Source organism: Streptomyces sp. NPDC048671, assembly GCF_055587045.1.
The window spans coordinates 79,659-104,508 of record NZ_JBVJHB010000014.1; the positions used below are offsets into that span (position 1 = coordinate 79,659).

General features: G+C 70.1%; 20 protein-coding genes. 9 read left to right on the forward strand and 11 right to left on the reverse strand.

Going from position 1 to position 24,850, the window contains the following annotated elements; all coding sequences use genetic code 11:
• Nucleotides 1-39 precede the first annotated feature (39 nt).
• Entirely contained in the window at nt 40-1,290 is a 1,251-nt protein-coding gene (locus ACZ6S6_RS27235; RefSeq protein ID WP_469707187.1) for a polyamine ABC transporter substrate-binding protein, read from the reverse strand.
• A gap of 72 nt (nt 1,291-1,362) precedes the next feature.
• A complete protein-coding gene (locus ACZ6S6_RS27240; RefSeq protein WP_469707188.1) occupies nt 1,363-2,877 on the reverse strand; it encodes a gamma-aminobutyraldehyde dehydrogenase in 1,515 nt (504 codons plus the stop codon).
• 207 nt (nt 2,878-3,084) lie between these two features.
• On the opposite strand from ACZ6S6_RS27240, the gene ACZ6S6_RS27245 reads away from it, so the two are divergent.
• Nucleotides 3,085-3,678 carry an NADAR family protein gene (locus ACZ6S6_RS27245; protein WP_469707189.1) on the forward strand — a complete coding sequence of 198 codons (594 nt, stop codon included), beginning with the start codon at nt 3,085-3,087 and terminating at the stop codon, nt 3,676-3,678.
• A 101-nt stretch (nt 3,679-3,779) separates the two neighbouring features.
• On the opposite strand, the gene ACZ6S6_RS27250 is transcribed toward ACZ6S6_RS27245, so the two are convergent.
• Nucleotides 3,780-4,613 carry a DUF4190 domain-containing protein gene (locus ACZ6S6_RS27250; protein WP_469707190.1) on the reverse strand — a complete coding sequence of 278 codons (834 nt, stop codon included), beginning with the start codon at nt 4,611-4,613 and terminating at the stop codon, nt 3,780-3,782.
• A 126-nt stretch (nt 4,614-4,739) separates the two neighbouring features.
• On the opposite strand from ACZ6S6_RS27250, the gene ACZ6S6_RS27255 reads away from it, so the two are divergent.
• The 3 genes from ACZ6S6_RS27255 to ACZ6S6_RS27265 are packed head-to-tail and all read left to right on the forward strand — an operon-like array spanning nt 4,740 to nt 7,371.
• Nucleotides 4,740-5,774, forward strand: coding sequence for an adenosine deaminase (locus ACZ6S6_RS27255; RefSeq protein ID WP_362966838.1), 1,035 nt, complete (start codon nt 4,740-4,742; stop codon nt 5,772-5,774).
• Nucleotides 5,775-5,798: 24 nt separating this feature from the next.
• On the forward strand, nt 5,799-6,503 hold the full coding sequence (locus tag ACZ6S6_RS27260) for a glycerophosphodiester phosphodiesterase (protein WP_362966840.1): 705 nt from the start codon (nt 5,799-5,801) through the stop codon (nt 6,501-6,503).
• 13 nt (nt 6,504-6,516) lie between these two features.
• Nucleotides 6,517-7,371, forward strand: a complete 855-nt coding sequence (locus tag ACZ6S6_RS27265; RefSeq protein ID WP_469707191.1) for an SAM-dependent methyltransferase — start codon at nt 6,517-6,519, stop codon at nt 7,369-7,371.
• A gap of 84 nt (nt 7,372-7,455) precedes the next feature.
• Here the strand turns inward: ACZ6S6_RS27265 and ACZ6S6_RS27270 are convergent, their stop codons facing one another.
• The 4 genes from ACZ6S6_RS27270 to ACZ6S6_RS27285 all read right to left on the reverse strand — a co-directional run bounded on the left by ACZ6S6_RS27270 (nt 7,456) and on the right by ACZ6S6_RS27285 (nt 14,275).
• A complete protein-coding gene (locus tag ACZ6S6_RS27270) occupies nt 7,456-9,372 on the reverse strand; it encodes a glycosyl hydrolase family 28-related protein (protein WP_469707192.1) in 1,917 nt (638 codons plus the stop codon).
• A gap of 56 nt (nt 9,373-9,428) precedes the next feature.
• A complete protein-coding gene (locus ACZ6S6_RS27275) occupies nt 9,429-11,195 on the reverse strand; it encodes a glycosyl hydrolase family 28-related protein (RefSeq protein WP_362966876.1) in 1,767 nt (588 codons plus the stop codon).
• 292 nt (nt 11,196-11,487) lie between these two features.
• Nucleotides 11,488-12,651 (reverse strand): polyamine ABC transporter substrate-binding protein, encoded by a 1,164-nt coding sequence (locus ACZ6S6_RS27280; RefSeq protein ID WP_362966883.1) that lies wholly within the window; start codon nt 12,649-12,651, stop codon nt 11,488-11,490.
• A gap of 184 nt (nt 12,652-12,835) precedes the next feature.
• Entirely contained in the window at nt 12,836-14,275 is a 1,440-nt protein-coding gene (locus ACZ6S6_RS27285; RefSeq protein ID WP_362966874.1) for a gamma-aminobutyraldehyde dehydrogenase, read from the reverse strand.
• 163 nt (nt 14,276-14,438) lie between these two features.
• On the opposite strand from ACZ6S6_RS27285, the gene ACZ6S6_RS27290 reads away from it, so the two are divergent.
• The 4 genes from ACZ6S6_RS27290 (at nt 14,439) to ACZ6S6_RS27305 (ending at nt 18,468) form a co-directional block, all read left to right on the forward strand.
• Nucleotides 14,439-14,945, forward strand: coding sequence for an Lrp/AsnC family transcriptional regulator (locus ACZ6S6_RS27290; RefSeq protein WP_362966872.1), 507 nt, complete (start codon nt 14,439-14,441; stop codon nt 14,943-14,945).
• On the forward strand, nt 14,930-16,309 hold the full coding sequence (locus ACZ6S6_RS27295) for an aspartate aminotransferase family protein (protein WP_362966870.1): 1,380 nt from the start codon (nt 14,930-14,932) through the stop codon (nt 16,307-16,309). Before ACZ6S6_RS27290 ends, ACZ6S6_RS27295 begins: the two co-directional genes overlap by 16 nt.
• Before the next feature lie 255 nt (nt 16,310-16,564).
• On the forward strand, nt 16,565-17,302 hold the full coding sequence (locus tag ACZ6S6_RS27300) for an ABC transporter ATP-binding protein (protein ID WP_362966868.1): 738 nt from the start codon (nt 16,565-16,567) through the stop codon (nt 17,300-17,302).
• Complete coding sequence (locus tag ACZ6S6_RS27305; protein WP_362966866.1) at nt 17,284-18,468, forward strand: hypothetical protein; 1,185 nt, start codon at nt 17,284-17,286, stop codon at nt 18,466-18,468. Before ACZ6S6_RS27300 ends, ACZ6S6_RS27305 begins: the two co-directional genes overlap by 19 nt.
• 258 nt (nt 18,469-18,726) lie before the next feature.
• Here ACZ6S6_RS27305 and ACZ6S6_RS27310 read toward each other — a convergent pair whose 3' ends face one another.
• The 4 genes from ACZ6S6_RS27310 to rlmN all read right to left on the reverse strand — a co-directional run bounded on the left by ACZ6S6_RS27310 (nt 18,727) and on the right by rlmN (nt 23,954).
• The gene (locus ACZ6S6_RS27310; RefSeq protein WP_469707193.1) at nt 18,727-19,752 is read right to left on the reverse strand and encodes an ABC transporter ATP-binding protein; all 1,026 of its coding nucleotides are present in this window, start codon (nt 19,750-19,752) and stop codon (nt 18,727-18,729) included.
• Between the two features lie 2 nt (nt 19,753-19,754).
• Nucleotides 19,755-21,368, reverse strand: coding sequence for an ABC transporter permease (locus ACZ6S6_RS27315; protein ID WP_469707299.1), 1,614 nt, complete (start codon nt 21,366-21,368; stop codon nt 19,755-19,757).
• Nucleotides 21,369-21,454: 86 nt separating this feature from the next.
• Nucleotides 21,455-22,558 (reverse strand): thiamine ABC transporter substrate-binding protein, encoded by a 1,104-nt coding sequence (locus ACZ6S6_RS27320; protein WP_469707194.1) that lies wholly within the window; start codon nt 22,556-22,558, stop codon nt 21,455-21,457.
• A gap of 289 nt (nt 22,559-22,847) precedes the next feature.
• Nucleotides 22,848-23,954: a dual-specificity RNA methyltransferase RlmN gene (rlmN, locus tag ACZ6S6_RS27325; RefSeq protein ID WP_362966860.1), complete on the reverse strand. Its 1,107-nt coding sequence runs from the start codon at nt 23,952-23,954 to the stop codon at nt 22,848-22,850.
• A 219-nt stretch (nt 23,955-24,173) separates the two neighbouring features.
• Between rlmN and ACZ6S6_RS27330 the strand changes: the two genes are divergently transcribed.
• The gene (locus ACZ6S6_RS27330) at nt 24,174-24,515 is read left to right on the forward strand and encodes a DUF6233 domain-containing protein (protein ID WP_469707195.1); all 342 of its coding nucleotides are present in this window, start codon (nt 24,174-24,176) and stop codon (nt 24,513-24,515) included.
• Nucleotides 24,516-24,850 lie beyond the last annotated feature (335 nt).

A 24,850-nucleotide genomic window follows, 5' to 3' on the forward strand; every position in this document is an offset into this window, starting at 1 on the left:
GTGGTGTCAGGGGGAGATCGGGGGAGGAAGGGCGTGGCGTCAGGCGCCGATGAGCTTGGCGAACTTCTCCTCGTACGCCGTCTCTTCCTCGGCGGTCAGGGACCGGAAGGCGTGCGAGGCGGACGCCATCTTCTTGTCCGGGAGAATCAGCGGGTTGTCGGCCATCGAACGGTCGATCTTCGCGAGTTCCTCGCGGACCCCGTCGACCGGGCAGACGAAGTTGATGTACGCGGCGAGCTCGGCGGCGACCGGTGGCCGGTAGTAGTGGTCGATGAGCTTCTCGGCGTTGGTCTTGTGCCGTGCCTTCACCGGAACCAGCATGTTGTCGCTGGATATGACGTAGCCCGCGGCGGGTATCGCGTACTTGACGTCCGGGTTGCCGGCCTGGAGCTGGATGATGTCGCCGGCCCAGGCGACGCAGGCGGCGATGTCGCCCTTGTCGAGATCCGCGGTGTAGTCGTTGCCGGTGAAACGGCGGATCTGGTTGCGGTCGACGCCCTTCTGGAGCCGGCCGATCGCGGCGTCGTAGTCGGCGTCGGTGAAGGCGCCGGGGTCCTTGCCCATGTCGAGCAGGGTCATGCCGATGGAGTCGCGCATCTCCGAGAGGAAGCTGACCCGGCCCTTGAGCCGGGGGTCGTCGAGCAGCTGGCTGACGGAGTCGATCCGGCGGCCGCCGGTCGCCTTGGAGTTGTAGGCGATGACGGTGGGGATCCCGGCCCAGGGGTAGGAGTAGGCGCGGCCGGGGTCCCAGTCCGGGGAGCGGAACTGGGCCGAGAGGTTGGCGTAGGCGTGCGGCAGGTTCGAGGGGTCGAGCTTCTGCGCCCAGCCGAGGCGGACGATGCGGGCGGCCAGCCAGTCCGTGACACAGATGATGTCGCGGCCGGTGTCCTGGCCGGCCGCGAGCTGCGGCTTGATCTTGCCGAAGAACTCGACGTTGTCGTTGATGTCCTCGGTGTACTTGACCTTGATTCCGGTCCGCTCGGTGAACTGCTCCGCGGTGGGCCGGTGCTTGCCGTCGTCGGTGACGTCCATGTACTCGGTCCAGTTGGAGAAGTTGACCTGCTTCTCCTTGGCCGAGTGGTCGTCGGAGGCCGCCGCGGCGTCCCCCTCCCGCTTCGCGGGAGGGATCCCGCACGCGCTCAGCGCGCCCAGTCCGCCGAGTGTGAGCGCGCCGGTACCGGAGGCGCGCAGCAGCGATCGGCGGGTGAGTGCTCCCCTGCCACTGGTCAGAGTGCGACGCACCGCGGCCAGCTGGGCCGCGGAGAGACGCTCGGGCTCGTACTGCTCCATGGACGTTGCCCTTTCGGGAGGGTGTGCGGCCGGACCGGCCGGGGTGGACCGTCCGTCACATGGGGGGCGGTCCTATCGGTCCCCGAAGATCGTGCGGTGCCAGTCCTTGCGGGCGACCGCGGTGTTGTCGTACATGACGTGCTTGACCTGCGTGTACTCCTCGAAGGAGTACGACGACATGTCCTTGCCGAAGCCGCTGGCCTTGTACCCGCCGTGCGGCATCTCGCTGATGATCGGAATGTGGTCGTTCACCCAGACGCAGCCCGCCTTGATCTCGCGGGTGGCGCGATTGGCCCGGTACAGGTCGCGGGTCCAGGCGGAGGCGGCGAGCCCGTAGGGGGTGTCGTTGGCCAGCGAGATGCCTTCGTCGTCGGTGTCGAAGGGCAGCACGACCAGGACCGGGCCGAAGATCTCGGACTGGACGATCTCGCTGTCCTGGGCCGCTCCGGCGATCAGGGTCGGCCGGTAGTAGGCGCCGTCGGCCAGTTCACCGCCGGGGGCCTCGCCACCGGTGACGACGGTGGCGTACGCGCGGGCGCGCTCGACGAATCCGGCGACCCGGTCGCGCTGGGCGTGGCTGATCAGCGGGCCGAGGTCGGTCCCCGGGGCGAACGGGTCACCGACCCGGACGGTCGCCATCAGCTCGGCGACGCCCCGCACGAAGGCGTCGTACAGCGGGCGCTGGACGTAGGCGCGGGTGGCCGCCGTGCAGTCCTGGCCGGTGTTGATGAGGGAGCCGGCGACCGCCCCGTTGACCGCGGCCTCCAGGTCGGCGTCGTCGAAGACCAGGAAGGGGGCCTTGCCGCCGAGTTCGAGGTGGAGGCGCTTGACGGTCGAGGTGGCGATCTCCGCGACCCGCTTGCCGACTGCGGTGGAGCCGGTGAAGGAGGTCATCACGACGTCGGGGTGGCCGACGAGGTGTTCACCGGCCTCCTTTCCGGCGCCGCTGACGATGTTGATCACGCCGTCCGGGATGCCGGCCTCGGTGGCCGCCCGCGCGAACATCAACGAGGTCAGCGGGGTGATCTCGGCGGGCTTCAGCACGATGGTGTTGCCCGCGGCGATGGCAGGGAGGACCTTCCAGGCAGCCATCTGGAGCGGGTAGTTCCAGGGGGCGATGGAGCCGATGACACCGATCGCCTCCCGCCGTACGTACGAGGTGTGGTCGCCGTCGTACTCGGCGGCGGACTTGCCCTCCAGATGGCGGGCGGCGCCCGCGAAGAACGAGGTGTTGTCCACCGTTCCGGGCACGTCGAACTCGGTGGACAGCTTGACCGGCTTGCCGCACTGGAGGGACTCGGCGTACGCGAAGTCGTCCGCCTGCTCGGCGAGGACGGCGGCGAAGCGGTGCATCGCCTCGGACCGCTCGGCCGGGGTGGCCCCCGACCAGCCGGGGAAGGCGGCGCGTGCGGCGGCGACCGCCGCGTCGACATCGGCGGTGCCCGCCAGCTCGTACGTGTAGACGGTCTTGCCCGTGGCCGGGTTCACCACGTCGTGGCTGCGTCCCGATGTGCCGGGTCGCAGTCTTCCCCCGATGTACTGCGCGCCGTCCGCGAAGCGGTCCTGTACCTGGAAGCTGTTACCCATCACGCTCTCCTCCGCCGCTGTCCCCGCAGAGCGGGGGCGGCGTAGCTTCTGCTCGATTTGAGTGCCGATCCTGGCAGAGGGGACCCCGCCCAACAAGTGATTCCGTTGTTGCCTTTTGGTTACGCAACGGAATCTGTCGACCATGTGTCGCGTCAGTGCGGAATTCCCCGTACGTAGTGTCAGTGGCGGATGCCAGACTCCCGTGTCATGGAACACATCGATGGCCTCGTGGCGCGGACCGGCCGGGGCGAGAGGGTGAAATACCTGAGGTTCTGGGGGCACCGGCCGCGCCCTGACGGCACGATCGGCGCGAGTTGCCTCAGTCAGTGGTGGCCGTCACCGTTCACGGTCGACGGGGTGACGTACGCGTCGGCCGAGCACTGGATGATGGCCGGCAAGGCGCGGCTGTTCGGTGACGCCGGGGCGGCGGAAGCGGCGGTGGCCGCGAAGAGCCCGGCCCAGGCGAAGAAGGTGGGACGGCTGGTCCGCGGTTTCGACGAGGCCGTCTGGGAGCGCGAGCGGTACGGGCTCGTGGTGGAGGGCAGCCGCCACAAGTTCGGCCAGGACCCGGCGCTGCGGGAGTTCCTGCTGGGCACGGGCGACCGGGTGCTGGTCGAGGCGAGCCCGATAGACCGGGTTTGGGGTATCGGGCTGGCGGCGGATGATCCGCGTGCGGAGGACCCGGCGGCCTGGCGGGGGCTGAATCTGCTCGGGTTCGCGCTGATGGACGCGCGGACCGGGCTGCGTGCCGCGGCGGGGGCGGAGGCGGGAACCGCATCGGGGACCCGGACGCCCCTATGAGACGGCCCGTGGGGCGGCGGGACGAATTCCCACCGCCCCACGGGCCACGCGCGCGACCGGGTCCGACGGCCGCAGCACGGCCGTCACACCGGCGACCGGCGTTACCGCGTCACACCGACGGCCGGGGAATCGACGACCAGCGAGGCCGACATCGGCTCGTAACTCGAGCCGCTGTCCTCGTCGAAGCGGTCGCTGGTGGCGGCCCAGATGAACAGCCCCAGGAACACGGCACTGACGGCGATGCCGATCGAGCCGAGGATGATGCCGGCGAGGGCCACTCCGCCGTTGTCGGCCTCGCCCCGGCTGACCCGGCCCCGGCCTATCAGACCGAATATCAGCGCGAGGACGCCGAGGATGACGCCGAGGCCGTACATGCAGAAGACGGCCACCGAGATGATGCCGAGCACCATGGAGGCGATCCCGAGCCCGTTCGCGGGCTGGGGCCCGCCCCAGACGGTCTGGCCGTAGCCGGGGTATCCCGGATAGCCGCCGTACTGCGGGGCCTGCGGGGCCGGGTAGCCGTACTGGCCGGCGGGCTGCTGGGGCGGCGCCGCCGGGTATCCGTACTGGCCGGCGTACGGCGGGGCCTGCTGACCCGGACCGTTCGGGCCGACCGGCGGTGGCGGCACGGCCTCCGGGCCGTACCAGCCGCCGGGTCCGGACGGCTGCCCCTGCTCAGGTGGGGCGCCGAAGCCTGCCGCGGGTACGGGTCCGTGTCCGGCGCCCGGCTGACCGCCGGCACCCTGCTGCCCGCCCGCGTCCGGCGCGGGGCCCGGTGCGGTGGCCGGCGTCGAGTTGACGGTCTGCTGGTCGTGGACGGCCGGCGGGCGGGCGTCCTCGGGGTTCTTCTTGTCCAGCGGCACCCTGTTGTCCGGCGGAGCCCACGGATCGCGCGGCACGGCCCCGTCCGCGGGCTGCTCTGTGTTGTCTGACATGGGCCTCCCCCATCGTGATGCCCGTCATGCTACGGCCAGCCCCGTCCTACGATGACTTCCGTCCCCTGCCCGGTTCCCACTGGTGTCCGGGCCCCGCACCACCCCCTGCCCCCCCCGGAGGATCCGATGACCGATCTGCACCCCTTCATCGCGGGGCTGCCCAAGGCCGAGCTCCATGTGCACCACGTCGGTTCGGCCTCGCCCCGCATCGTCGCCGAACTGGCCGCGCACCACCCCGACTCCAAGGTCCCCACCGCCCCCGAGGCGCTGGCCGACTACTTCACCTTCACGGACTTCGGCCACTTCATCGACGTCTACCTCTCGGTCGTGGACCTGGTCCGCACCCCGCAGGACGTCCGGCTGCTGACCTTCGAGGTCGCCCGCGACATGGCGCGGCAGAACATCCGTTACGCGGAACTGACCGTCACCCCCTTCTCCTCGACCCGCCGCGGCATTCCGGAGCAGGGCTTCATGGAGGCCATAGAGGACGCCCGCAAGGCGGCCGAGGCCGAGCTCGGGGTGGTGCTGCGCTGGTGCTTCGACATCCCCGGCGAGGCCGGACTCGAAGCCGCCGAGGAGACCACCCGGCTCGCCGTGGACCTGCGGCCGGAGGGGCTCGTCTCGTTCGGCCTCGGCGGCCCGGAGATCGGGGTGGACCGCCCGCAGTTCAAGCCCTACTTCGACCGTGCCATCGCCGCGGGCCTGCACTCCGTACCGCACGCCGGCGAGACCACCGGACCGCAGACGGTCTGGGACGCGCTGACCGCGCTGCGCGCCGAGCGCATCGGCCACGGCACCAGCTCCGTCCGTGACCCGAAGCTGCTGGCGCACCTCGCCGAGCACCGCATCGCCCTGGAGGTCTGCCCCACGTCGAACATCGCGACCCGCGCGGTGGCGGACATCGAGCGGCACCCGCTCCGGGAGATGGTGGAGGCCGGTGTGCTGGTCACGATCAACAGCGACGACCCGCCCATGTTCGGCACCGACCTCAACAGCGAGTACGGGGTGGCGGCCCGCCTCCTCGGCCTCGACGAGCGGGGGCTCGCCGCGCTCGCGAAGAACGCCGTCGAGGCGTCCTTCCTCGACCCGGCCGGCAAGCGCACGCTGTCCGACGAGATCGACACGTACACGACGAACTGGCTGGAGCGCGCCGGCCGGTGATCCCACGGTGGTGACAATGGCCCCATGGCCACCCCTGTCACCGCTGTCGCCCATCGCGGCGATCCGTACCGTGTCCGCGAGAACACCCTGCCCTCGATCCGCTCCGCCCTCGAACGGGGGGCGGACGCGGTCGAGATCGACGTCCGGGTCACCCGCGACGGCGTGCCGGTCCTGCTGCACGACGCCACTCTGAAGCGGCTGTGGGGCCATGACCTGCGGCTGGACCGGCTCACCCGGCAGGAGCTGACCGAGCTGACGGCAGGTGGCGTGCCGACCCTGCGCGAGGCGCTGCTCGCCGTCGGGGCGCACCGCGTCATGGTCGATCTGCCGGGCTCCACGCAGGACTCGGTGCGCAGGACCGTCGAGACGGTCCGGGAGTGCGGGGCCGGTGAGCGGGCCTACTACTGCGCGGGCCCGGAGACGATGCTGCGGGTACGGGCCGCCGATCCGTCCGCCGAGATCGCGATGACGTGGACGACCCTCGCACCGCCGCGGGCGGCCCTGCTGGAGGCGGTGCGGCCGCGCTGGCTGAACTACCGGTTCGGCCTGGTGAGCCGGGAGCTGACGGACCGCAACCACCGGGACGGGCTGCTGGTCTCGGCCTGGACGGCGGACACCGGGCGCACCATGCGCCGGCTGCTCCGCCACGGCGTGGACTCCATCACCACCAACCGGATCGATGTGCTGCACACCTTGATCGCCGGCTCCGCGGGAGACGCCGCCCCTTGATCGGTCCGGCATCATGGACGCACCTCATCGTCCCGATGCCAGGCCCGGTGCCAGAGGAGCAGACGTGTCCGACCCCCGCAGCAACTCCTTGTCCGCCCGTGTACGTTCCGATGTCGCCCACAACGCCCGGGTCTGGAACTACTGGCTCGGCGGCCGGGACCACTTCCCGGTGGACCGGGCCGTCGGCGACCGGGTCACCGCCATGTATCCGAGCATCGGCGAAGTGGCGCGGGCCGACCGGGCGTTCCTGGGCCGGGCGGTGCGGTATCTCGCCGGTGACGCGGGCATCGGCCAGTTCCTGGACATCGGTACCGGCCTGCCGACCGCGGAGAACACCCATGAGGTCGCCCAGCACACCGCGCCCGACGCCCGTGTCGTGTACGTCGACAACGACCCGATCGTCCTGGCGCACGCCCGCTCGCTGCTCACCAGCTCGCCGGAGGGCGCGACCGAGTACATCGACGCGGACGCCCGCCACCCCGAGCAGATCCTGCGGGCGGCCCGGCCGACGCTCGACCTGGAGCGGCCGGTCGCGGTGATGCTCCTGGGCATCCTCAACTTCGTCCTGGACCCGGACGAGGCGCTGCGCATCGTGCGGCAGCTGATGGACGCGGTGCCGTCGGGCAGCTATCTGGTCCTCACCCATCCCACCCTGGAGCTGGGCGGCGAGGGCAACGAGGCGGCGATGCGGTTCTGGAACGAGAACGCCACGCCCCCGATCACCGCCCGCGGCCGCTTCGAGTTCGCCGCGTTCCTGAGCGGTATGGACCTGGTGGAGCCGGGGATCGTCTCGTGCGCGCGCTGGCGGCCCGCGCCCGGCGGCGGCGGCGAGGTGGCCCAGTTCGGCGCGGTGGCGCGGAAGCGCTGACGTCCCGGCCGGGGCGCACGCGATGCCGTCAGGCCGCCCGGATCCGTGTCCCGGATCCGGGCGGCCCGGCGAAGCGGCGGAGCGTTACCGCCCGTGCCCGCTGCCCCGCTCCTCAGTGGCGGCCTGCGCCGCACCTGTGTCGATCACGAACTGCGATCCGGGTTCGACCAGGACGTCTCCGTCGCGCGAGCCGCTGATCGTCACATCGGTGAGCGTCGCGCTGCCCCGTGCGCCGCCCATGGCGAGGATGCCGGAGCCGTTGGGCGACCCGGAGATCGTCACATTGCTGATCCTGGCGTCCTGGACCGCGCCGCCGCCGGTCTTGAACTGGATACCGTCGTACGTCGAGTCCTGGATGTCGGTGTCACGGATCGTGACGCCCGGGATGTCGGAGCCCTGCGCGAACAGGGTGATCGCCCCGAACTCCTGGTCCTCGTTCCAGAACGCTCCGCCGGTGCGGTAGAGCCCGTTGTTCGCGATCAGTGTCTGCCCGGAGAAGGGCACCGGGTCGTGGTCGGTGGCCAGCATGATGCCGGGGTAGTTCATGGTGTCGTACACCAGGTTGTTCTCGATCTTGTTGCCGTAGCCGCCGTACACCGCGATGCCATTGGCCCGCCAGGGCAGCTGCACGGTGTTGTTGCCGAAGACGTTGTCGTGGCCGACGTCCACCGCGGGATCCTTGACGTACTTGCTCGCCCACACCGCCAGCGCGTCGTCCCCGGTGTTGCGGAAGGACGAGTCGGTGACGGAGGAGTCGTGGGTGCCGTTGGTGAAGTTGATGCCGTCCGCGTAGGTGTTGCGGATTCGCATCCCGCTGAATTCGAGTCCGTCACCGGGCCCCCACAGCTCCGGGATGTTGCTGTAGTCGCGGCCGACCCAGGTGGCGACGTTGGCGTGCTCGATCCACACATTGGTGATCTTGGTGTTCTTGCCGAAGCGGCCGTTGAGACCGACGCCGCCCTCGGCGTTGCCGTCGCCGCCCCGGATGGTGCCGGAGCCGAAGATCGCGATGTCCGAGATCTGGGTGTTGTCGTCGATGTCGAAGCCGAAGTTCCCCTCGTGCGGGTGGTTGATGCCGCCCGCGTCCTGCGGCGGGGTCAGGGTGTACAGCTGGGAGTGCCACATGCCGGCGCCGCGGATCGTGACGTCTCGGATACCGACCTGGTTGTACTGTCCGCGGTCCTGCGGGTCGTCGGTGAGGATCTTCTGTTCCTGACGCCACTGCCCGGCCGGGATCCACACGCAGTCGATCTCACCGTTCTGGTTGGCGGTGACGGCCGCCTGGATCGCGTCCGTGTCGTCGGTCCCGTCGTCGGGGGCCGCGCCGTACTCGGTGATCGAGGTGCACTCGGCGGGCTTGCTCGCGGGCGGCGCCACCTGCTCCAGGTCGACCAGGTCGACGACGTAGTACGCGGCGTCGTCACCGGCGTCCCGCTGGAGCCGGAAGGTGGTTCCCTCGGGGTAGGTCGTGTCGAGCAGGGCGTGCGACTCGTCGAACAGGCGCCGCGCGTCACCGCCGGGGGTGTTCGTCAGGCCTTCCGGCTCGTCCGTGCTGCCGTACAGCCAGCTGTGCTTGGACGACAGGTCCAGCTTCTGTACGAACGTGCCGTCGGCGTAGAGGCTCAGCGTCTTCTCCTGGCCGCCTCCGCCCGGCGCGTCGGGTATGGAGTTGCGGACGACGATGGAATTGGTGGAGCCGGTCGAAGTGAACTCCACGTACTGGCCGGTGGAGTCGAGGCGTACCGACTCGCGCCCCGAGGACTCGGTGGCGAAGTTGGTGTGCCCGAAGGTGCGCGTGGCGTCGGTCTCCAGCAGGGTGCCGTCGTAGGTGCCGTCCTCCGCCTCGTACTCGTCGTACGGGGACGCCGCGCCCCGGGCGGCGGCGGACGGCTCGGGTGCCACCGGCGCCGCCTGCGCGGCGGTCGGCAGCAGCCAGGCGGCGGTCAGTGCGGCGCCGAGCGTGACGGCGATGCTCCGCCGGGTCCAGTCTCTCCTTGTCACAGCGTGCGTTCCTCTCGATGTGGGGGGATTGCCGAGAACGTCCGTACGGGCTGGCGCTAGTTGCCGCTGTCCGGTTCGGGCCAGGCCGAGCAGTCGTCCCAGGTGGTGTCCCAGCCGGAGTTGCCGCCGCCGTCGGTGAGCGTGAAGGTGCCCGAGCCCTCGGGGTAGGCGCAGTTGTAGACACCGGCCGCACCGACCCCGGTGGCCGTGACGTCCGACAGCGTCACCGCGCCGGGCGTCTCGGCCTGGACGACGACCGTGCCGACCCCGTCGACGGCCGACCCGTCGACGGTGACGTTCTCGACGGCCTGGCCGGTGCCGCCGCCCGAGACGAACTCGTAGGCGCTGTAGGGGCTGTCCTTGATGGTGGTGTCGGTGATGTTCACGTTCGCCCCGATGGCGCTGTCGTACGCGTCCACGCGCAGCGCACCCATCGGGTGACCCCAGTTGGGGTTGACGGCCCCGGTGCGTACGAGGGTGTTCCCGGAGACCGTGATGGTGCCGCCGAGGGGGAAGAACGGGTCGGCGAACTTCTGGTTGGAGATGGCGATACCGCTGCCGAGGGCATTGGTGTCGCTGATCAGGTTGTCCTTGACGCTGATGTCGCTGCCGCCGTAGATGGCGATGCCGTTCGCCAGGTTGGGCTGGGAGATGGTGTTGTTCGCGAAGGCGGAGTCGGTGTCGGCGGCGTTCAGCGACCACATCGCGAGCGAGTCGTCGCCCTGGTTGCGCAGGAAGTTGTTGCGCACCTGCACGCCGTGGGCGCTGCCGTTGAGGTTCAGGCCGTCCGCGGTGGTGTCGAGGATCCGGTTGTTCTCGACGACCAGGTTGTCGTTGTCGCCGGTCAGCCAGAGGCCGACCTTGAGGTGCTGCAGCCACATGCCGCTGACCCGGGAGTCCGGGCCGAGGGATCCGTTGACGAAGTTGTCCGGATTGCTGTCGACCCGCTCGGTGACCTCACCGATGACCGCGAAGTCCTTGATGGTGACCTTGCCGGCGGAGCCGCTCTGGTTGATGAACCGTGAGGCGTGCACGACCGAGTGCCAGCTCCCGGCGCCCTGGATCGTCACGTTCTCGACACCGCTCAGCTCGGAGTCCAGCTTGAAGTCGCCCGCCGGGATCCACACGGTGCCGCCGGCGGCCCTGGCCTCGGTGATCGCGTCGCGGAAGGCCTGCGTGGAGTCCTGCTGTCCGGTGGCGTCGGCGCCCTTGTCGACGACGGAGACCGCGCCCGACGGCTCGGTGGCGGGCTCGCCGACCTGCTCGAAGTCGGCGACGTCGACGGTGACCTCGGTGGAGGCGGCCTCCAGCTTCACCTTGTCGCCCGCCTGCACGTCGCGGCCGAGGAGGAGGCGGGCGTTGTCGAAGAGGTGATGGGTCTTGGCGCCGGCGATCCAGGGGGTGTCGACGTAGCTGTACTTGGAGGTGACGGCCAGGGACGCGTCGAGCTTGGTGCCATTGACGTAGACGGCGAGTGAACCGCTCTGCCCGTCGGGCACGTTGTAGGCGACGTTCACCGCGTTGGCCGCCCTGTCGAGGGTGAACTCCACGCTCTGCCCGCTGTCCAGGCGCACCGCCTGCCGGCCCGAGGCCTCGGAGGCAAGAGTGCCCTGGGTGTAATCGGGGCCGATCTTCTGACCGGTGGTGGAGGCGGACTCCGCCTCGGCGGAGCTGAAGGGAAGGGTGGCGCCTGCCGCGGCCGCCGCCCTGGGCACCGGGGCCTGCTGCGCGGAGGCCTGACCGGTGACGCCGATGACGGTGCCCACGAGGGCGACCGCGACGGCAAGGACGTACGAACTACGTGTGGGGGATGACGTGCTCATGACACTCCAGTTCTTCTGTGACTGCGCTTCCTGATGGGTGAGCTGGGGGGAGAGGGAAGCGCCTGACACTCAAGCATCACGGACACATGAACACAAGATGTCGCTCAGATATTGAAAATTTTTGACAGCACAGTGAAACAACCAACTGGTACGGAGGCGCAGGGTGGGGCGGGCCGGCGGAAAGAGCCGTGCCGGCCCACAACGAAACGGCACCACGCGCATTCCGCGTGGTGCCGTTAAACCTCGGCTGCGCCCAGAGAAAGCCCTCGTCACAGGCGACCGGGGCAGGACCTCACAGGCCGACTATGGAGTTCCACTTCTTGGCGAACTCGGTGCGCTCCTCGGACGTGATGTCGCGGGCGATGGCGAGCCGTTTGCGCATGGCGTCGTCGGGGAAGATCAGCGGGTCCTCGGCGAGCGCGGCGGTCTCCTCGTCCTTGGAGGAGGCCAGTACGTCGCGGGCGGCCGGGACCGGGCAGACGTAGTTGACCCAGGTCGCCAGTTCGGCGGCCACCTCGGGCTCGTAGTAGTAGTCGATGATCCTCTCGGCGTTGCGCTTGTGGTGGGCGAGGTTGGGGATCATGAGCGATTCCGCCCAGAGCTCGGCCCCCTCCTCGGGCACCACGAACTCGATCTCCGGGTTGTCCGCCTGGAGCTGGATGACATCGCCCGAGTAGGCCTGGCAGGCGAGCACATCGCCGGTGGAGAGGTCCTTGATGTAGTCGTTGCCGGTGAAGCGTCGGATGTGCTTCGTCTTCACCAGCTTCTCCACCTGGTCGCAGATGTCGTAGAAGTCGTCGCGCTTCCAGCGGGTGATGTCGACGCCGTTGCCCTGCATCAGCAGGGCGAAGGACTCATCGAGCCCGGAGAGCAGCGTCACCTTCCCGCGCAGGTCGTGCGCCCACAGGTCGCTCAGGTGCCGGATCTCGCGGCCGAGCCTCTTGCGGTTGTACGCGATACCGGTGATCCCGGACTGCCAGGGCACGCTGTGGGTGCGGCCCTTGTCGAAGGCGGGCGAGCGCAGCTGCGGATCGAGGTACTTCGCCACATTGGGCTGCTTGGCCCGGTCCATCTCCTGGACCCAGCCGAGCCGGACGAACCGGGCGGCCATCCAGTCGCTGATGACGATGAGGTCGCGCCCGGTCTGCTGGTGGTTCATCAGCGCGGGGCTGATCTTCCCGAAGAACTCGTCGTTGTCGTTGATCTCCTCGGTGTACGTGACGGAGATCCCGGTGCGTTTGCTGAAGGCGTCCAGGGTGGGCCGCTTCGACTGTTTCCTGTCATCGGTGTCGATGTAGAGCGGCCAGTTGGCGAAGTGCAGGGTGTGGTCGTCGGCGGAGGAGTCGCGTCCGGCACGGTCACCGGGCTTCACATAGGCGGCGGGCACTCCGCAGCCGGCCAGCGTGGCACCGGCTGCCCCCGCCCCGAGGGCGCGGAGCACGGACCGGCGGGACATGGGGTTCTTCGGGATTGCTCGCACCTGCGCAGGATGCCGGTCGGCGGGTGCCGCGGGCAATGGACCAACCGTCCAGCGGTGGCCGCCCACCGCGCACACCCTGTCGATGCCGGGAGGGTCCGGGAGCACGGATGCGGCCCCGGGCGGGAGCCCGGGGCCGCATCCGTACGGGTCGCCGCGGCGGTCAGCCGTCGAGCGAGGTCATCACGTGCTTGATCCGGGTGTAGTCCTCGAAGCCGTAGGCGGAGAGGTCCTTGCCGTAGCCGGACTTCTTGAATCCGCCGTGCGGCATCTCGGCGACGAGCGGGATGTGGGTGTTGATCCACACACAGCCGAAGTCGAGGTTCTTGGACATCCGCATGGCGCGGCCGTGGTCCTTGGTCCACACCGAAGAGGCCAGGGCGTACTCGACGCCGTTCGCCCACTCCAGCGCCTGTGCCTCGTCCCTGAACGACTGAACGGTGATGACCGGGCCGAAGACCTCGTGCTGGATGATCTCGTCGTCCTGCTTGAGGCCGGAGACGACGGTGGGGGCGTAGAAGTAGCCCTTCTCGCCGACCCGGTGGCCGCCCGCCTCGACCTTGGCGTGGGCGGGGAGCCGCTCGATGAAGCCGCTGACCTGGGCGAGCTGGTTGGCGTTGTTGAGCGGGCCGTAGAGCACGTCCTCGTCGTCCGGCTGCCCGGTCTTCGTGTCGGCCGCCGCCTTGGCCAGCGCGGTGACGAACTCGTCGTGAATGGACTCGTGGACCAGGACGCGGGTCGCAGCCGTGCAGTCCTGCCCGGCGTTGAAGTAGCCGGCGACCGAGATGTCCTCGACGGCCTTGGCGATGTCGGTGTCCTCGAACACGACGACCGGCGCCTTGCCGCCGAGCTCCAGGTGGACCCGCTTGACGTCCTTGGCGGCGGACTCGGCGACCTGCATGCCGGCCCGTACCGAACCGGTGATGGAGGCCATCGCCGGGGTCTTGTGCTCCACCATCGCGCGGCCGGTGTCCCGGTCGCCGCAGATGACGTTGAAGACACCCTTGGGCACGATCTGCCCGATGATCTCGGCGATCAGCACGGTGGACGCCGGGGTGGTGTCGGACGGCTTGATGACGACGGTGTTGCCCGCGGCGAGCGCCGGGGCGAACTTCCAGACGGCCATCATCATCGGGTAGTTCCACGGCGCGACCTGGGCGCAGACACCGACCGGCTCGCGGCGGACGATGGAGGTGAGCCCCTCCATGTACTCCCCGGCCGAGCGGCCCTCCAGCAGCCGGGCGGCACCCGCGAAGAAGCGGATCTGGTCGACCATCGGCGGGATTTCCTCGGTACGGGTGAGCCCGACCGGCTTGCCGGTGTTCTCGGACTCGGCCGCGATGAGGTCCTCGGCGCGCTCCTCGAAGGCGTCCGCGATCTTCAGCAGGGCGCGCTGGCGTTCGGCGGGGGTGGCGTCCCGCCAGGCGGGGAAGGCCGCGGCGGCGGCTTCCATGGCGGCATCGACGTCGGCACCGCCGGAGAGCGGCGAGGTCGCGTAGACCTCTTCCGTCACCGGGTTGACCACGTCGATGGTCCGCCCGTCGGCGGCGTCACGGAACTCTCCGTTGATGTAGTTGCGCAGACGGCGCACCTCGGTGGTCACAGCCGGCCCTCCTGCTCTGAAGTCCAATGGGTGAGACGCCCAGCGTAGTCGCTCGGGTAACGCTTTCGACATACCCAACCGCCGCGAACTTCGGATTCAGTGATATTCAAGCCCCTCAACAACGAATTTCATCGATTGAGGGTTGCGAGACAGACGAGTCCCGGTGCACAGTGACTCCGTGGCCAGTCGCAGCGCAGACTCCAGGACCGGGAACGGATCGTCCTCAACGGTCGATGCCGTGTCCCTCGCGATCATCGAGCAGCTCCAGGAGGACGGGCGTCGTCCGTACGCCGCGATCGGCAAGGCCGTCGGCCTCTCCGAGGCGGCCGTGCGCCAGCGCGTCCAGAAGCTGCTCGACCAGGGCGTGATGCAGATCGTCGCCGTCACCGACCCGCTCACCGTGGGATTCAGACGGCAGGCGATGGTCGGGATCAACGTCGAGGGCGACCTCGATCCCGTCGCGGAGGCCCTGTCGGCCATGACCGAGTGCGAGTACGTGGTGATGACCGCGGGCTCCTTCGACCTGATGGTGGAGATCGTCTGCGAGGACGACGACCACCTGCTGGAGACGATCAGCAAACGCATCCGGGCCATTCCCGGTGTGCGCTCCACCGAGAGCTTCGTCTACCTCAAGCTCAAGAAGCAGACCTATATGTGGGGAACCCGATAGCCGTGAGCAAGGACCTCAGCCGGACCGCGTACGACCACCTGTGGATGCACTTCACCCGCATGTCGGACTACGAGAACGCGCCCGTTCCCACCATCGTGCGTGGCGAGGGCACCTACATCTTCGACGACCAGGGCAAGCGCTACCTCGACGGCCTGTCCGGCCTGTTCGTGGTGAACGCCGGTCACGGACGTCACGAGCTCGCCGAGGCCGCGTACAAGCAGGCGCAGGAGCTGGCCTTCTTCCCGGTGTGGTCCTACGCCCACCCGAAGGCCGTCGAGCTGGCCGAGCGCCTCGCCGACTACGCCCCGGGTGACCTCAACAAGGTCTTCTTCACCACCGGTGGCGGCGAGGCCGTCGAGACCGCGTGGAAGCTGGCGAAGCAGTACTTCAAGCTCACGGGCAAGCCGACCAAGTACAAGGTCATCTCGCGTGCGGTCGCCTACCACGGCACCCCGCAGGGCGCCCTGTCCATCACCGGTCTGCCGGCCCTCAAGGCCCCCTTCGAACCGCTGGTCCCCGGCGCGCACAAGGTGCCGAACACCAACATCTACCGCGCCCCGCTCTTCGGCGACGACCCGGTGGCCTTCGGCCGCTGGGCCGCCGACCAGATCGAGCAGGAGATCCTCTTCGAGGGCGCGGACACCGTCGCCGCCGTCTTCCTGGAGCCCGTGCAGAACGCGGGCGGCTGCTTCCCGCCCCCGCCCGGCTACTTCCAGCGCGTCCGCGAGATCTGCGACAAGTACGACGTGCTGCTCGTCTCCGACGAGGTCATCTGCGCCTTCGGCCGGCTCGGCACGATGTTCGCCTGCGACAAGTTCGACTACGTGCCGGACATGATCACCTGCGCCAAGGGCATGACCTCGGGCTACTCGCCGATCGGTGCCTGCATCATCTCGGACAGGCTCGCCCAGCCGTTCTACGAGGGTGACAACACCTTCCTGCACGGCTACACCTTCGGCGGCCACCCGGTCTCCGCGGCGGTCGGCCTCGCCAACCTCGACATCTTCGAGCGCGAGGGCCTCAACCAGCACGTCCTCGACAACGAGAACGCGTTCTTCACCACCCTGCAGAAGCTGCACGACCTGCCGATCGTCGGCGACGTCCGCGGCAACGGCTTCTTCTACGGCATCGAGCTGGTGAAGGACAAGGTCACCAAGGAGACGTTCACCGACGAGGAGACCGAGCGCGTCCTGTACGGCTTCCTCTCCAAGGCGCTGTACGACAACGGCCTGTACTGCCGGGCCGACGACCGCGGCGACCCGGTCGTCCAGCTCGCCCCGCCGCTGATCTCCGACCAGTCCACGTTCGACGAGATCGAGTCCATCCTGCGGTCCGTGCTGACGGAGGCCTGGACGAAGCTCTGACCGACGGCTCGGCCGGCTGATCGACCGAGCTCGGCTTGACCACCGCTTGACCGTCCCCCGACGGTCCTCCAGCGGTCATCTCATACGGTCCACGCGGCCCGGATGCGCCCAATCGAGTGGGAAGAGGCGCACCCGGGCCGCGTGCTGTGCGCACACCGCGGTCCGAATCCCTACGGTGCCGAGTGACCGATCGGCCCCCTCTTCGTTCCCCCGTACGGGGGAACGGGATATCTGATCTGAACCGAGGTGTACGCCATGGTGGCCCCGCCGGACAACGACGTGATCTGGGCGCGCTCCCTGCACCACTCCCACAACGGCTCACCCGCGCTCGGCGGGGTGTCCCTGGGGATCCGCGACGGCGAGATCCTCGCCGTGACGGGCCCGCGCGGCAGTGGCAAGACCACGCTGCTGCACTGCCTGTCCGGCCAACTGGTGCCCACCCAGGGGGAGGTGTGGTTCAACAGCGTCCCCGTCCACACCATGGGACCCCGGCTGCGCGAACGGCTGCGCCGCGACAAGTTCGGCTGGATCGCCCCCGAGCCCCAGCTCGTCCCGGAGCTGACCACCTGGGAGAACACCGCCCTCCCGCTGCTGCTGCGCGGCGTCTCGCACCGGGAGGCCAAGAAGTCCGCCATGGAGTGGCTGGAGCGCCTCGACATCGGCATGTGCGCCAGGAAGCGGCCGCACACCCTCCAGCAGAGCCAGCGGCAGCGGATCGCGGTGGCCCGCGCGCTGGCCACCGCCCCCGCGGTGATCTTCGCCGACGAGCCGACCGCGACCCTCCACCGCACCGACCGCACCCATGTGCTGCGCACCCTGACGAGCGCGGCCCGCTCGCACGGCATCACGGTGGTCCTCGCCACGCACGACGCGGAGATCGCCGCCCTCGCCGACCGTGCGGTGCCGCTGCTGGACGGGCGCCGGGTCGCCACGGTCGCCCTGCCGGCCGCAACCGACACGGAGGGCCGCGCGGCGTGCTCGCTCTCCGTCTAGCCCGCGGTTCCCATCCGCTGGTCCTGATGCGGCGGCTGCTGGTCGCGGCCGCCTCCGCCGGGGTCGGCTTCCTCCTGCTGTGCACCCTGGGCTACGCCTCCGGGCACCCGGCGCACTCCGCCGGTTCCGTGCTGCGCCTGCTGTGGTGCTTCGTACCGCTGGCCGCCGCCGTGCAGTTCGCGGTCGCGGTCGCCCGGACCGACCCGAGCACCCGCCCGCGCGCCGGGCTGTCCGCCGTGGGCCTCGGGCCGGTCCGGCTCAGTGTGCTGGCCGCCGTCTCCACCGCGGTCTCGTGCACCCTGGGCTCCGTGGTGGCGCTGCTCTTCTTCCTCCATCTGCGCGGTGATCTGTCGGGGCTGCCGTTCGACGGCGCGGCGGCCGGGCTGCTGGGCGCGGAGGCGTCGCTGCCGCTGGCCGCCGTCCTGGTCCTGCTGACCCTGGTGCCCGCGGCGGCGGCGACGGCGAGCGCGCTGGCGCTGCGCACCAGGCCGGCGCGGGCGGCGGGCGTGCAGGACGGTTCGCGGGACCTGCTGCCCGAGGAGCAGGTCCCGGCCCCGGCCGCCCCGCCGACCGGGCTGCCGTGGGGCGTGGCCCTGACGGCCGCCGGTCTCGCGGTCGAGGCGTACGCGAGCCGCGGTTCGTCGGGCAGCGCGTTCCCGCTCCCCGGAAAGCTCGACTCCACTCCGGTCTGGGTCCTGGTGGGGTGGACGCTGACGGCGGTCGGCCTCGCCACGGCCGGCCCCGGGCTGACCCATCTCGCCGGGCGGCTGCTCCAGGCGGTGCGCCCCGGGGCCGTACGGCTGCTGGCGGGGCGGGTGCTGATGGACGAGGCACGCCGGATCGGCCGGCCGCTGGGCGTCGTCTGCGCGGTGCTCTCGGCCGTCATCGCCGCGTTCGCGCTGTACGGGACGGGCCCCAGGCCCTTCGGACCGCTCACCGCGCTCGGCGCCGTGCTCGTCATCGGCTGCACGACGGCGACGCTGCTGACCTCGGCACTGGAGGCGAAGCAGGCCCGCACGGAAACGGCGCGTGCACTGCTGCGGCTCGGCGCCCCGGCCTCGGCGCTGCGGGCCGCGACGGCGCTGCGCGCGGCCGTGCTGCTCCTCGTCTTCGCCCCACTGACCTGGGCGATCGCCGAGCTGGCCGCTCTCCCGCTGACCCCCTGAGCGGCTGAACGGATGAGCGGCCGCCATCGGGGCGCCCGCCCCGCCGGTCCGTGGCATGAGGCCGTGGAGAACCCGGACGAGAGCAGGGTGGTCGGCGTGATGGGCGGCCACGCGACGGCCCGCGGCAGCGCCGCCTGCACGGCCGCGGCCCGCCTCGGCCGGACCGGCAGCACCGCCGGCCGCTCGTACGCCCGTGGGCGGTGGCCACGATCCGCCGCACCCCGGCGTCCCGGCGCAGCCGGCGACCCGCGGAGCCCCTCACCGCACGGCGGGCAGTACGACGCTCTCCGACGCGTCGAAGGTGACGCCGACCCGTGCGCCCTCCTCCGGTGTGGCGCGCAGGGCGCACTCGGCGTCCAGGGCCGGGCCGTGCTCCGGCCTCAGTGTCACGGCGACGTGGTTGCCGCGGAAGGTGCGGGCGCCGACGGTGCAGCGCAGGCCGTCCTCCGGGGCGCCGATCAGGACTCCGGCCGGGCGCACCAGCAGATCGCAGGCCCCCTGCGGCGATCCCGCGGGCACCGGCACCTTGCCCCAGTCCGTATCGGCGGCCTCGCCGGTGACCGTCGCCTCCACCACGTTGTCGAAGCCGAGGAAGCGGGCGACGAAGGCCGATGCGGGACGCTGCCAGACCTCCAGGGGGGTTCCCACCTGGGCGATGCGTCCGTCGCGCATCACGACGACGCGGTCGGCCAGTGCGAAGGCCTCACCCTGGTCGTGGGTGACGGCGAGCACGGTCGTGCCCAGCCGGCCGAACAGCGTGCGCAGTTCGACGACGAGGCGTTCGCGCAGGCTGCGGTCCAGCTGACCGAGGGGTTCGTCCAGCATCAGCAGCTTGGGCCGGGGGGCGAGCGCCCGTGCGAGGGCGACGCGCTGCTGCTCGCCGCCGGAGAGCGCGGCGACGGCCCGCCGTTCGGCGCCGGGCAGCCCCACCAGATCGAGGAGTTCGGCGACCTTGCGGTCCTGCTCGCTCCGGCTTACGCCGTGCATCCGCAGCCCGAAGGCGACGTTGGCACCGACGTCGCGGTGCGGGAAGAGCTGGTGGTCCTGGAACATCAGGCCGAGCCCGCGCCGGTGCACGGGCACCCCGGCCTGGTCCGCCCCGTCGAGCAGTACCCGCCCGCCGTCCGGATGCTGGAGTCCGGCGACCACCCGCAGCAAGGTCGACTTCCCGCTGCCGCTCGGCCCCAGCACACAGACGATCTCGTGCTCGGCGACCTCCAGGTCCACCGCGTCCAGCGCCGCCCGGTCACCGAAGCGCACGGTGGCCGATTCGAGTGTCAGCATCCCTAGAACTCCCCGGATCGATCGGTGCGGATACGTTCGAGCAGCAGCAGCGACACCGCGCACACGAGCATCAGAATGGTGCTGAGGGCCATCGCCTGGCCGTAGTTGAGATCCCCGGACCGCCCCAGCAGCCGTGCCACGGCGACCGGGAGCGTCGGGTTGTCGGGCCGCGCGATGAACACCGTGGCGCCGAACTCGCCGAGCGAAACGGCGAACGCGAAGCCCGCCGCGACCAGCAGCGCCCGGCGCACCAGCGGCAGATCCACCTCGCGCCAGGCCCGCAGCGGCGAGGCGCCGAGCACCGCGGCCGCCTCGCGCAGCCGCCCGTCCACCGCGCGCAGGACCGGCAGCATGGTCCGTACGACGAACGGCACCCCGACCAGTGCCTGGGCGAGCGGCACCAGGATCCAGGAGGTCCGCAGATCGAGCGGCGGCTTGTCCAGGGTGATCAGGAATCCGAAGCCGACGGTGACGGCGGAGACCCCGAGTGGCAGCATCAGAAGGGCGTCGAAACCCCTGACCAGCCGGCCGGCCCGTCTGGTCAGAGCCGCCGCGGCCAGTCCCCCGACGACCAGCGCGATGACGGTCGCGACCAGCGCGTAGCGCAGCGAGTTCCCGATCGCTTCGATAGGGGCGACCAGGAACGTACCGCTGTTCGCATCCGCCGATCCCAGCGCCCGGTAGTAGTCGAGGCCGTGGCCGCCGGACACGTCGAGCGAGCGCTCCACCAGTACGCCGAGCGGCAGCAGGATCAGTACCAGCACGGTCAGCAGGACGCCCCCGAGCAGCGCCCACTGGCCCGCGCCGCGCGGCCTGCGGGCGGTCTGCGCCGGGTCGACGAGCTTCAGCGCGGTCTCCCTGCGCCGTACGGTCCAGGCGTGCAGGGCGAGGATGGCGCCGACCGCGGCGAACTGCACAAGCGTCAGCACGGCCGCCGTGGGCAGGGCGAGCAGCTGCGCGGTCTGGCGGTAGATCTCCACCTCCAGCGTGGAGAATCCGGGGCCGCCGAGGATCTGGACGACGCCGAAGGAGGTGAAGGTGAAGAGGAAGACCATCAGCGCCGCGGCGGCCACGGCGGGGCCGAGCGCCGGAAGGGTGACCCGCCGCCAGGCGGCGAACCGTCCGGCGCCGAGGACGCGGGCGGCCTCCTCCTGCCGCGGGTCGAGCTGCGACCACAGTCCGCCGACGGTGCGCACGACGACCGCGTAGTTGAAGAAGACATGGGCCAGCAGGATCGCCCACACGGTGGTGTCGAGCCGTACGCCCCACAGCCCGTCGAGGAAGCCGCCGCGCCCCAGCAACGCGAGGAACGCGGTGCCCACGACGACGGTCGGCAGGACGAAGGGCACCGTGACGATCGCCCGCAGCAGTTGCTTGCCCGGGAAGTCGAACCGGGCGAACACATAGGCGCCCGGCAGTGCGATCAGCAGGGTCAGCGCGGTCGAGGCGAGCGCCTGCCAGAGGGTGAACCAGAGGACGTCCAGGATGTCGGGCCGGCTCAGCACCTCGCCGAACCGGCCGAACTGCCAGACACCGTCGGCCTTGAGCCCCCGCCCGACGATCGCGGCGACGGGGTAGGCGAAGAACACCGCGAAGAAGGCGACGGGCACGGCCATCAGACCGAGCCGCACCGCGCTCCCGCGCCGTGACCGGGTACGTGCGGCCTTCCCGCGCGCGCCCTGTCCGCGTACGGGAGTCCTCGCTACTTCACTACGAGCGAGGACCATGACTGGACCCACTGCTCACGGTTCTTGGCGATGGTGTCGGGGGCGACGGTCGCCGGCTTGTCCGAGGTGGCCCCGAACTTCGTGAAGAGTTCCGGCACCTTCGCGCCCTTGGTGACCGGGCTGACGAACATGTTGAGCGGCATGTCCTCCTGGAACTTCTTCCCGATCAGGAAGTCCAGCAAGGCCTTGCCGCCCGCCTCGTTCTTCGCGCCGTCGAGCAGACCGGCGAACTCGATCTGCCGGAAGCACGTCCCGGTGGCGACCCCGGTCGGGGCCGACTTGGGCTGCGGGTCCGCGTACAGGACCTCGACGGGCGGGCTGGAGGCGTAACTGACGACGAGCGGACGGTCGGCCTTGGCCTTCCTGCCGCCCGCGGAGCCGGAGAACTCCTCGTTGTACGCCTGCTCCCAGCCGTCGACGACCTTGACGCCGTTGCTCTTCAGCTTCTTCCAGTAGTCCTGGTAGCCGTCCTCGCCGTAGGTGGCGACGGTGCCGAGGAGGAAGCCGAGGCCGGGCGATGAGGTCGCGGCGTTCTCGGTGACGAGGAGGTTCTTGTACGCGGGCTTCGCCAGGTCGTCGAAGGACTTCGGCGGCGCGAGCTTCTTGTCGGCGAAGTACTTCTTGTCGTAGTTGACGCAGATGTCGCCGGTGTCGACCGGGGTGACCCGGTGCTTTCCGGCGTCCAGCTGGACGTCGGACGCCACCTGGTCGAGGCCCTTGGCCGCGTACGGCGTGAAGAGACCGTTGTCGAGGGCCCGCGACAGCAGGGTGTTGTCGACGCCGAAGAACACGTCACCGCGCGGCGATCCCTTGGTCAGGATCTCCTGGTTGAGGGCGGCGCCCGCGTCCCCGCTCTTCAGCACCTTGACCGTGTAACCGGACTCCCGGGTGAACTCCTTCAGCACGCCCTTGGACGCGTTGAAGGAGTCGTGGCTGACGAGGGTGACGGTCTTGGAGCCGGTGCCCTTGGTGCCGGCGGAGCCGGACGACGAGTCGTCGGAGCTGCCGCAGCCGGCGAGCGCGGTGGCGCCGATCGCAGCGGCGACGGCCGACACCGCGATCTTCTTGGTGGTGCTCATGTGATTCCTCCTGGGGGTGACCAGGAAGAGACGCGGCCCCGCCCGCGCCGGATGGGAACCGGAAGCGGGCAGGGCGCAACAGCTTGAGTAAGGTCCGAACTTCCTACCCGGAATGACCCGGGCGAGGTTCAGAGGGTCTGCGGCCAACCAGTTTCTGGCTGCCGCACTCTCAGCGCTGTGGCGCTCCCCTGTCGGAATATGAAGTTGAATTCACGCCCAGGCTACACGGCCGGTTTCGGCCGCAGAGCCCGCCCCGGAGTCCGGCCGGCGGGGCCTCGCGGACGCCGCCTCAGCGCTCGGATGCCGCCAGCTGCCCGCAGGCGCCGTCGATCTCCTGGCCCCGGGTGTCGCGGACGGTCACCGGTACCCCGTGGGCGGCGATGGCCTCGACGAACGCCTTCTCGTCCTCGGGCCGCGAGGCGGTCCACTTCGAGCCGGGCGTCGGGTTCAGCGGGATCAGGTTGACGTGTACCCGCTTACCCTTGAGGAGCCGGCCCAGCCGGTCGCCCCGCCAGGCCTGGTCGTTGATGTCACGGATCAGCGCGTACTCGATGGAGATACGGCGACCGGACTTCTCCGCGTACTCCCAGGCCGCGTCCAGCACCTCGCGCACCTTCCACCGGGTGTTCACCGGTACGAGGGTGTCGCGCAGCTCGTCGTCCGGGGCGTGCAGCGAGACGGCGAGACGGCACTTGAAGCCCTCGTCGGCGAAGCGCAGCATCGCCGGCACCAGGCCGACGGTCGAGACGGTGATCCCGCGCTGCGACAGTCCCAGCCCGTCGGGCTCGGGGTCGGTCAGCCGGCGGATGGACCCGACCACCCGCTTGTAGTTGGCGAGCGGCTCGCCCATGCCCATGAAGACGATGTTGGAGAGCCGCGCCGGGCCCCCCGGGACCTCGCCGTCGCGCAGGGCCCGCATGCCGTCCACGATCTGGTGGACGATCTCCGCCGTGGAGAGGTTGCGGTCGAGACCGGCTTGCCCGGTGGCGCAGAACGGGCAGTTCATCCCGCATCCCGCCTGCGAGGAGATGCACATGGTGACCCGCTCGGGGTAGCGCATCAGGACGGACTCGACCAGCGTCCCGTCGTGCAGCTTCCACAGCGTCTTGCGGGTGGTGTCGTCGTCGCAGCTGATGTGCCGGACCACGGACATCAGGTCGGGGAACAGCGCCTCGGCTAGCTTTTCCCGCGACGCGGCCGGAATGTTGTTCCACTCCGACGGGTCGTGCGCGTACCGCGCGAAGTAGTGCTGCGAGAGCTGCTGGGCGCGGAAGGGCTTCTCGCCGGTCGCGGCGACGGCCTCCTTGCGCTCGGCGGGCGTGAGGTCGGCGAGGTGCCGCGGCGGCCTCTTGGCTCCGCGGGGCGCGACGAAAGTGAGTTCTCCGGGCTTAGGCATGGTTCCTCCAGTGTTACAGACAGGCCGTGGTCATAGAGACATCTGCCAGCTCAGAGGCAGTGAGGGGGTGGCGGTCCCGGTTGTCGTTAGTCGTCATCAGTCGATGTCGGCGGCCCTTTGACGGCCCACAGACGGCCCAGAGCGCCGTTGGGATCGTGACCGATCGCACGACGAACAGGAGGTGCTCGCGGCCGCCCACAGCGGCCTAGAATCGAATGCGTGTCCGATAACTTCTCTCGTCTGGAACGCCTGCGCATCGTGCGCGAGTGGCAGGCGTTCCAGCTAGGGCGAACCGATCGCACCATCGCCGAGCTGGAAGAACGCGATGCTGCGGCCGCCAGAGCTGCGCGCGTGCTGCCACCGCCAGCACCTAGATGGAAGCTCTCCGTACTGCGCGCCAGCGGTGGCGCCCAGGCCGACGCAGTTCGTACGGGCGACTGCGGCATGAGCGGCAAGAGGACACAGGCGATGACCCGAGAGCAGGCCCTGCGCGCGCTGACGGAGGACGGCATCACGGCCTGCCCGTATTGCCGGCCAGACAGAGAACTCGGAGTGCTTTGAACCACTACCCATCGGAGCCTGGTGACCCTGACCGGACCCACCGATCGTCGTCCATCGCGCGTGGCCGGTGGTTGACGAGTGCACACCCAGCCTGAGGTGGCAGGTCTCGCTCGCGGCGACGACGTAGTCGAGTTCCTACGCCAAGCGTCTTCGCCTACCGCCTCTTACGGATCTTGCGCTTCTTCGCCTTAGCCTCCTTCTCCTTGCGCTGCGCGACTCCGTAGGCCGACCACGGGCCTTGATGCTTAGCGCAACGGGAGGTACCGACCACGGCCAGGTTCCGGCACGCAGAGCCAGCCTTGGTGCGCGCGCCGCGCCTGGACTGAGACGCCATT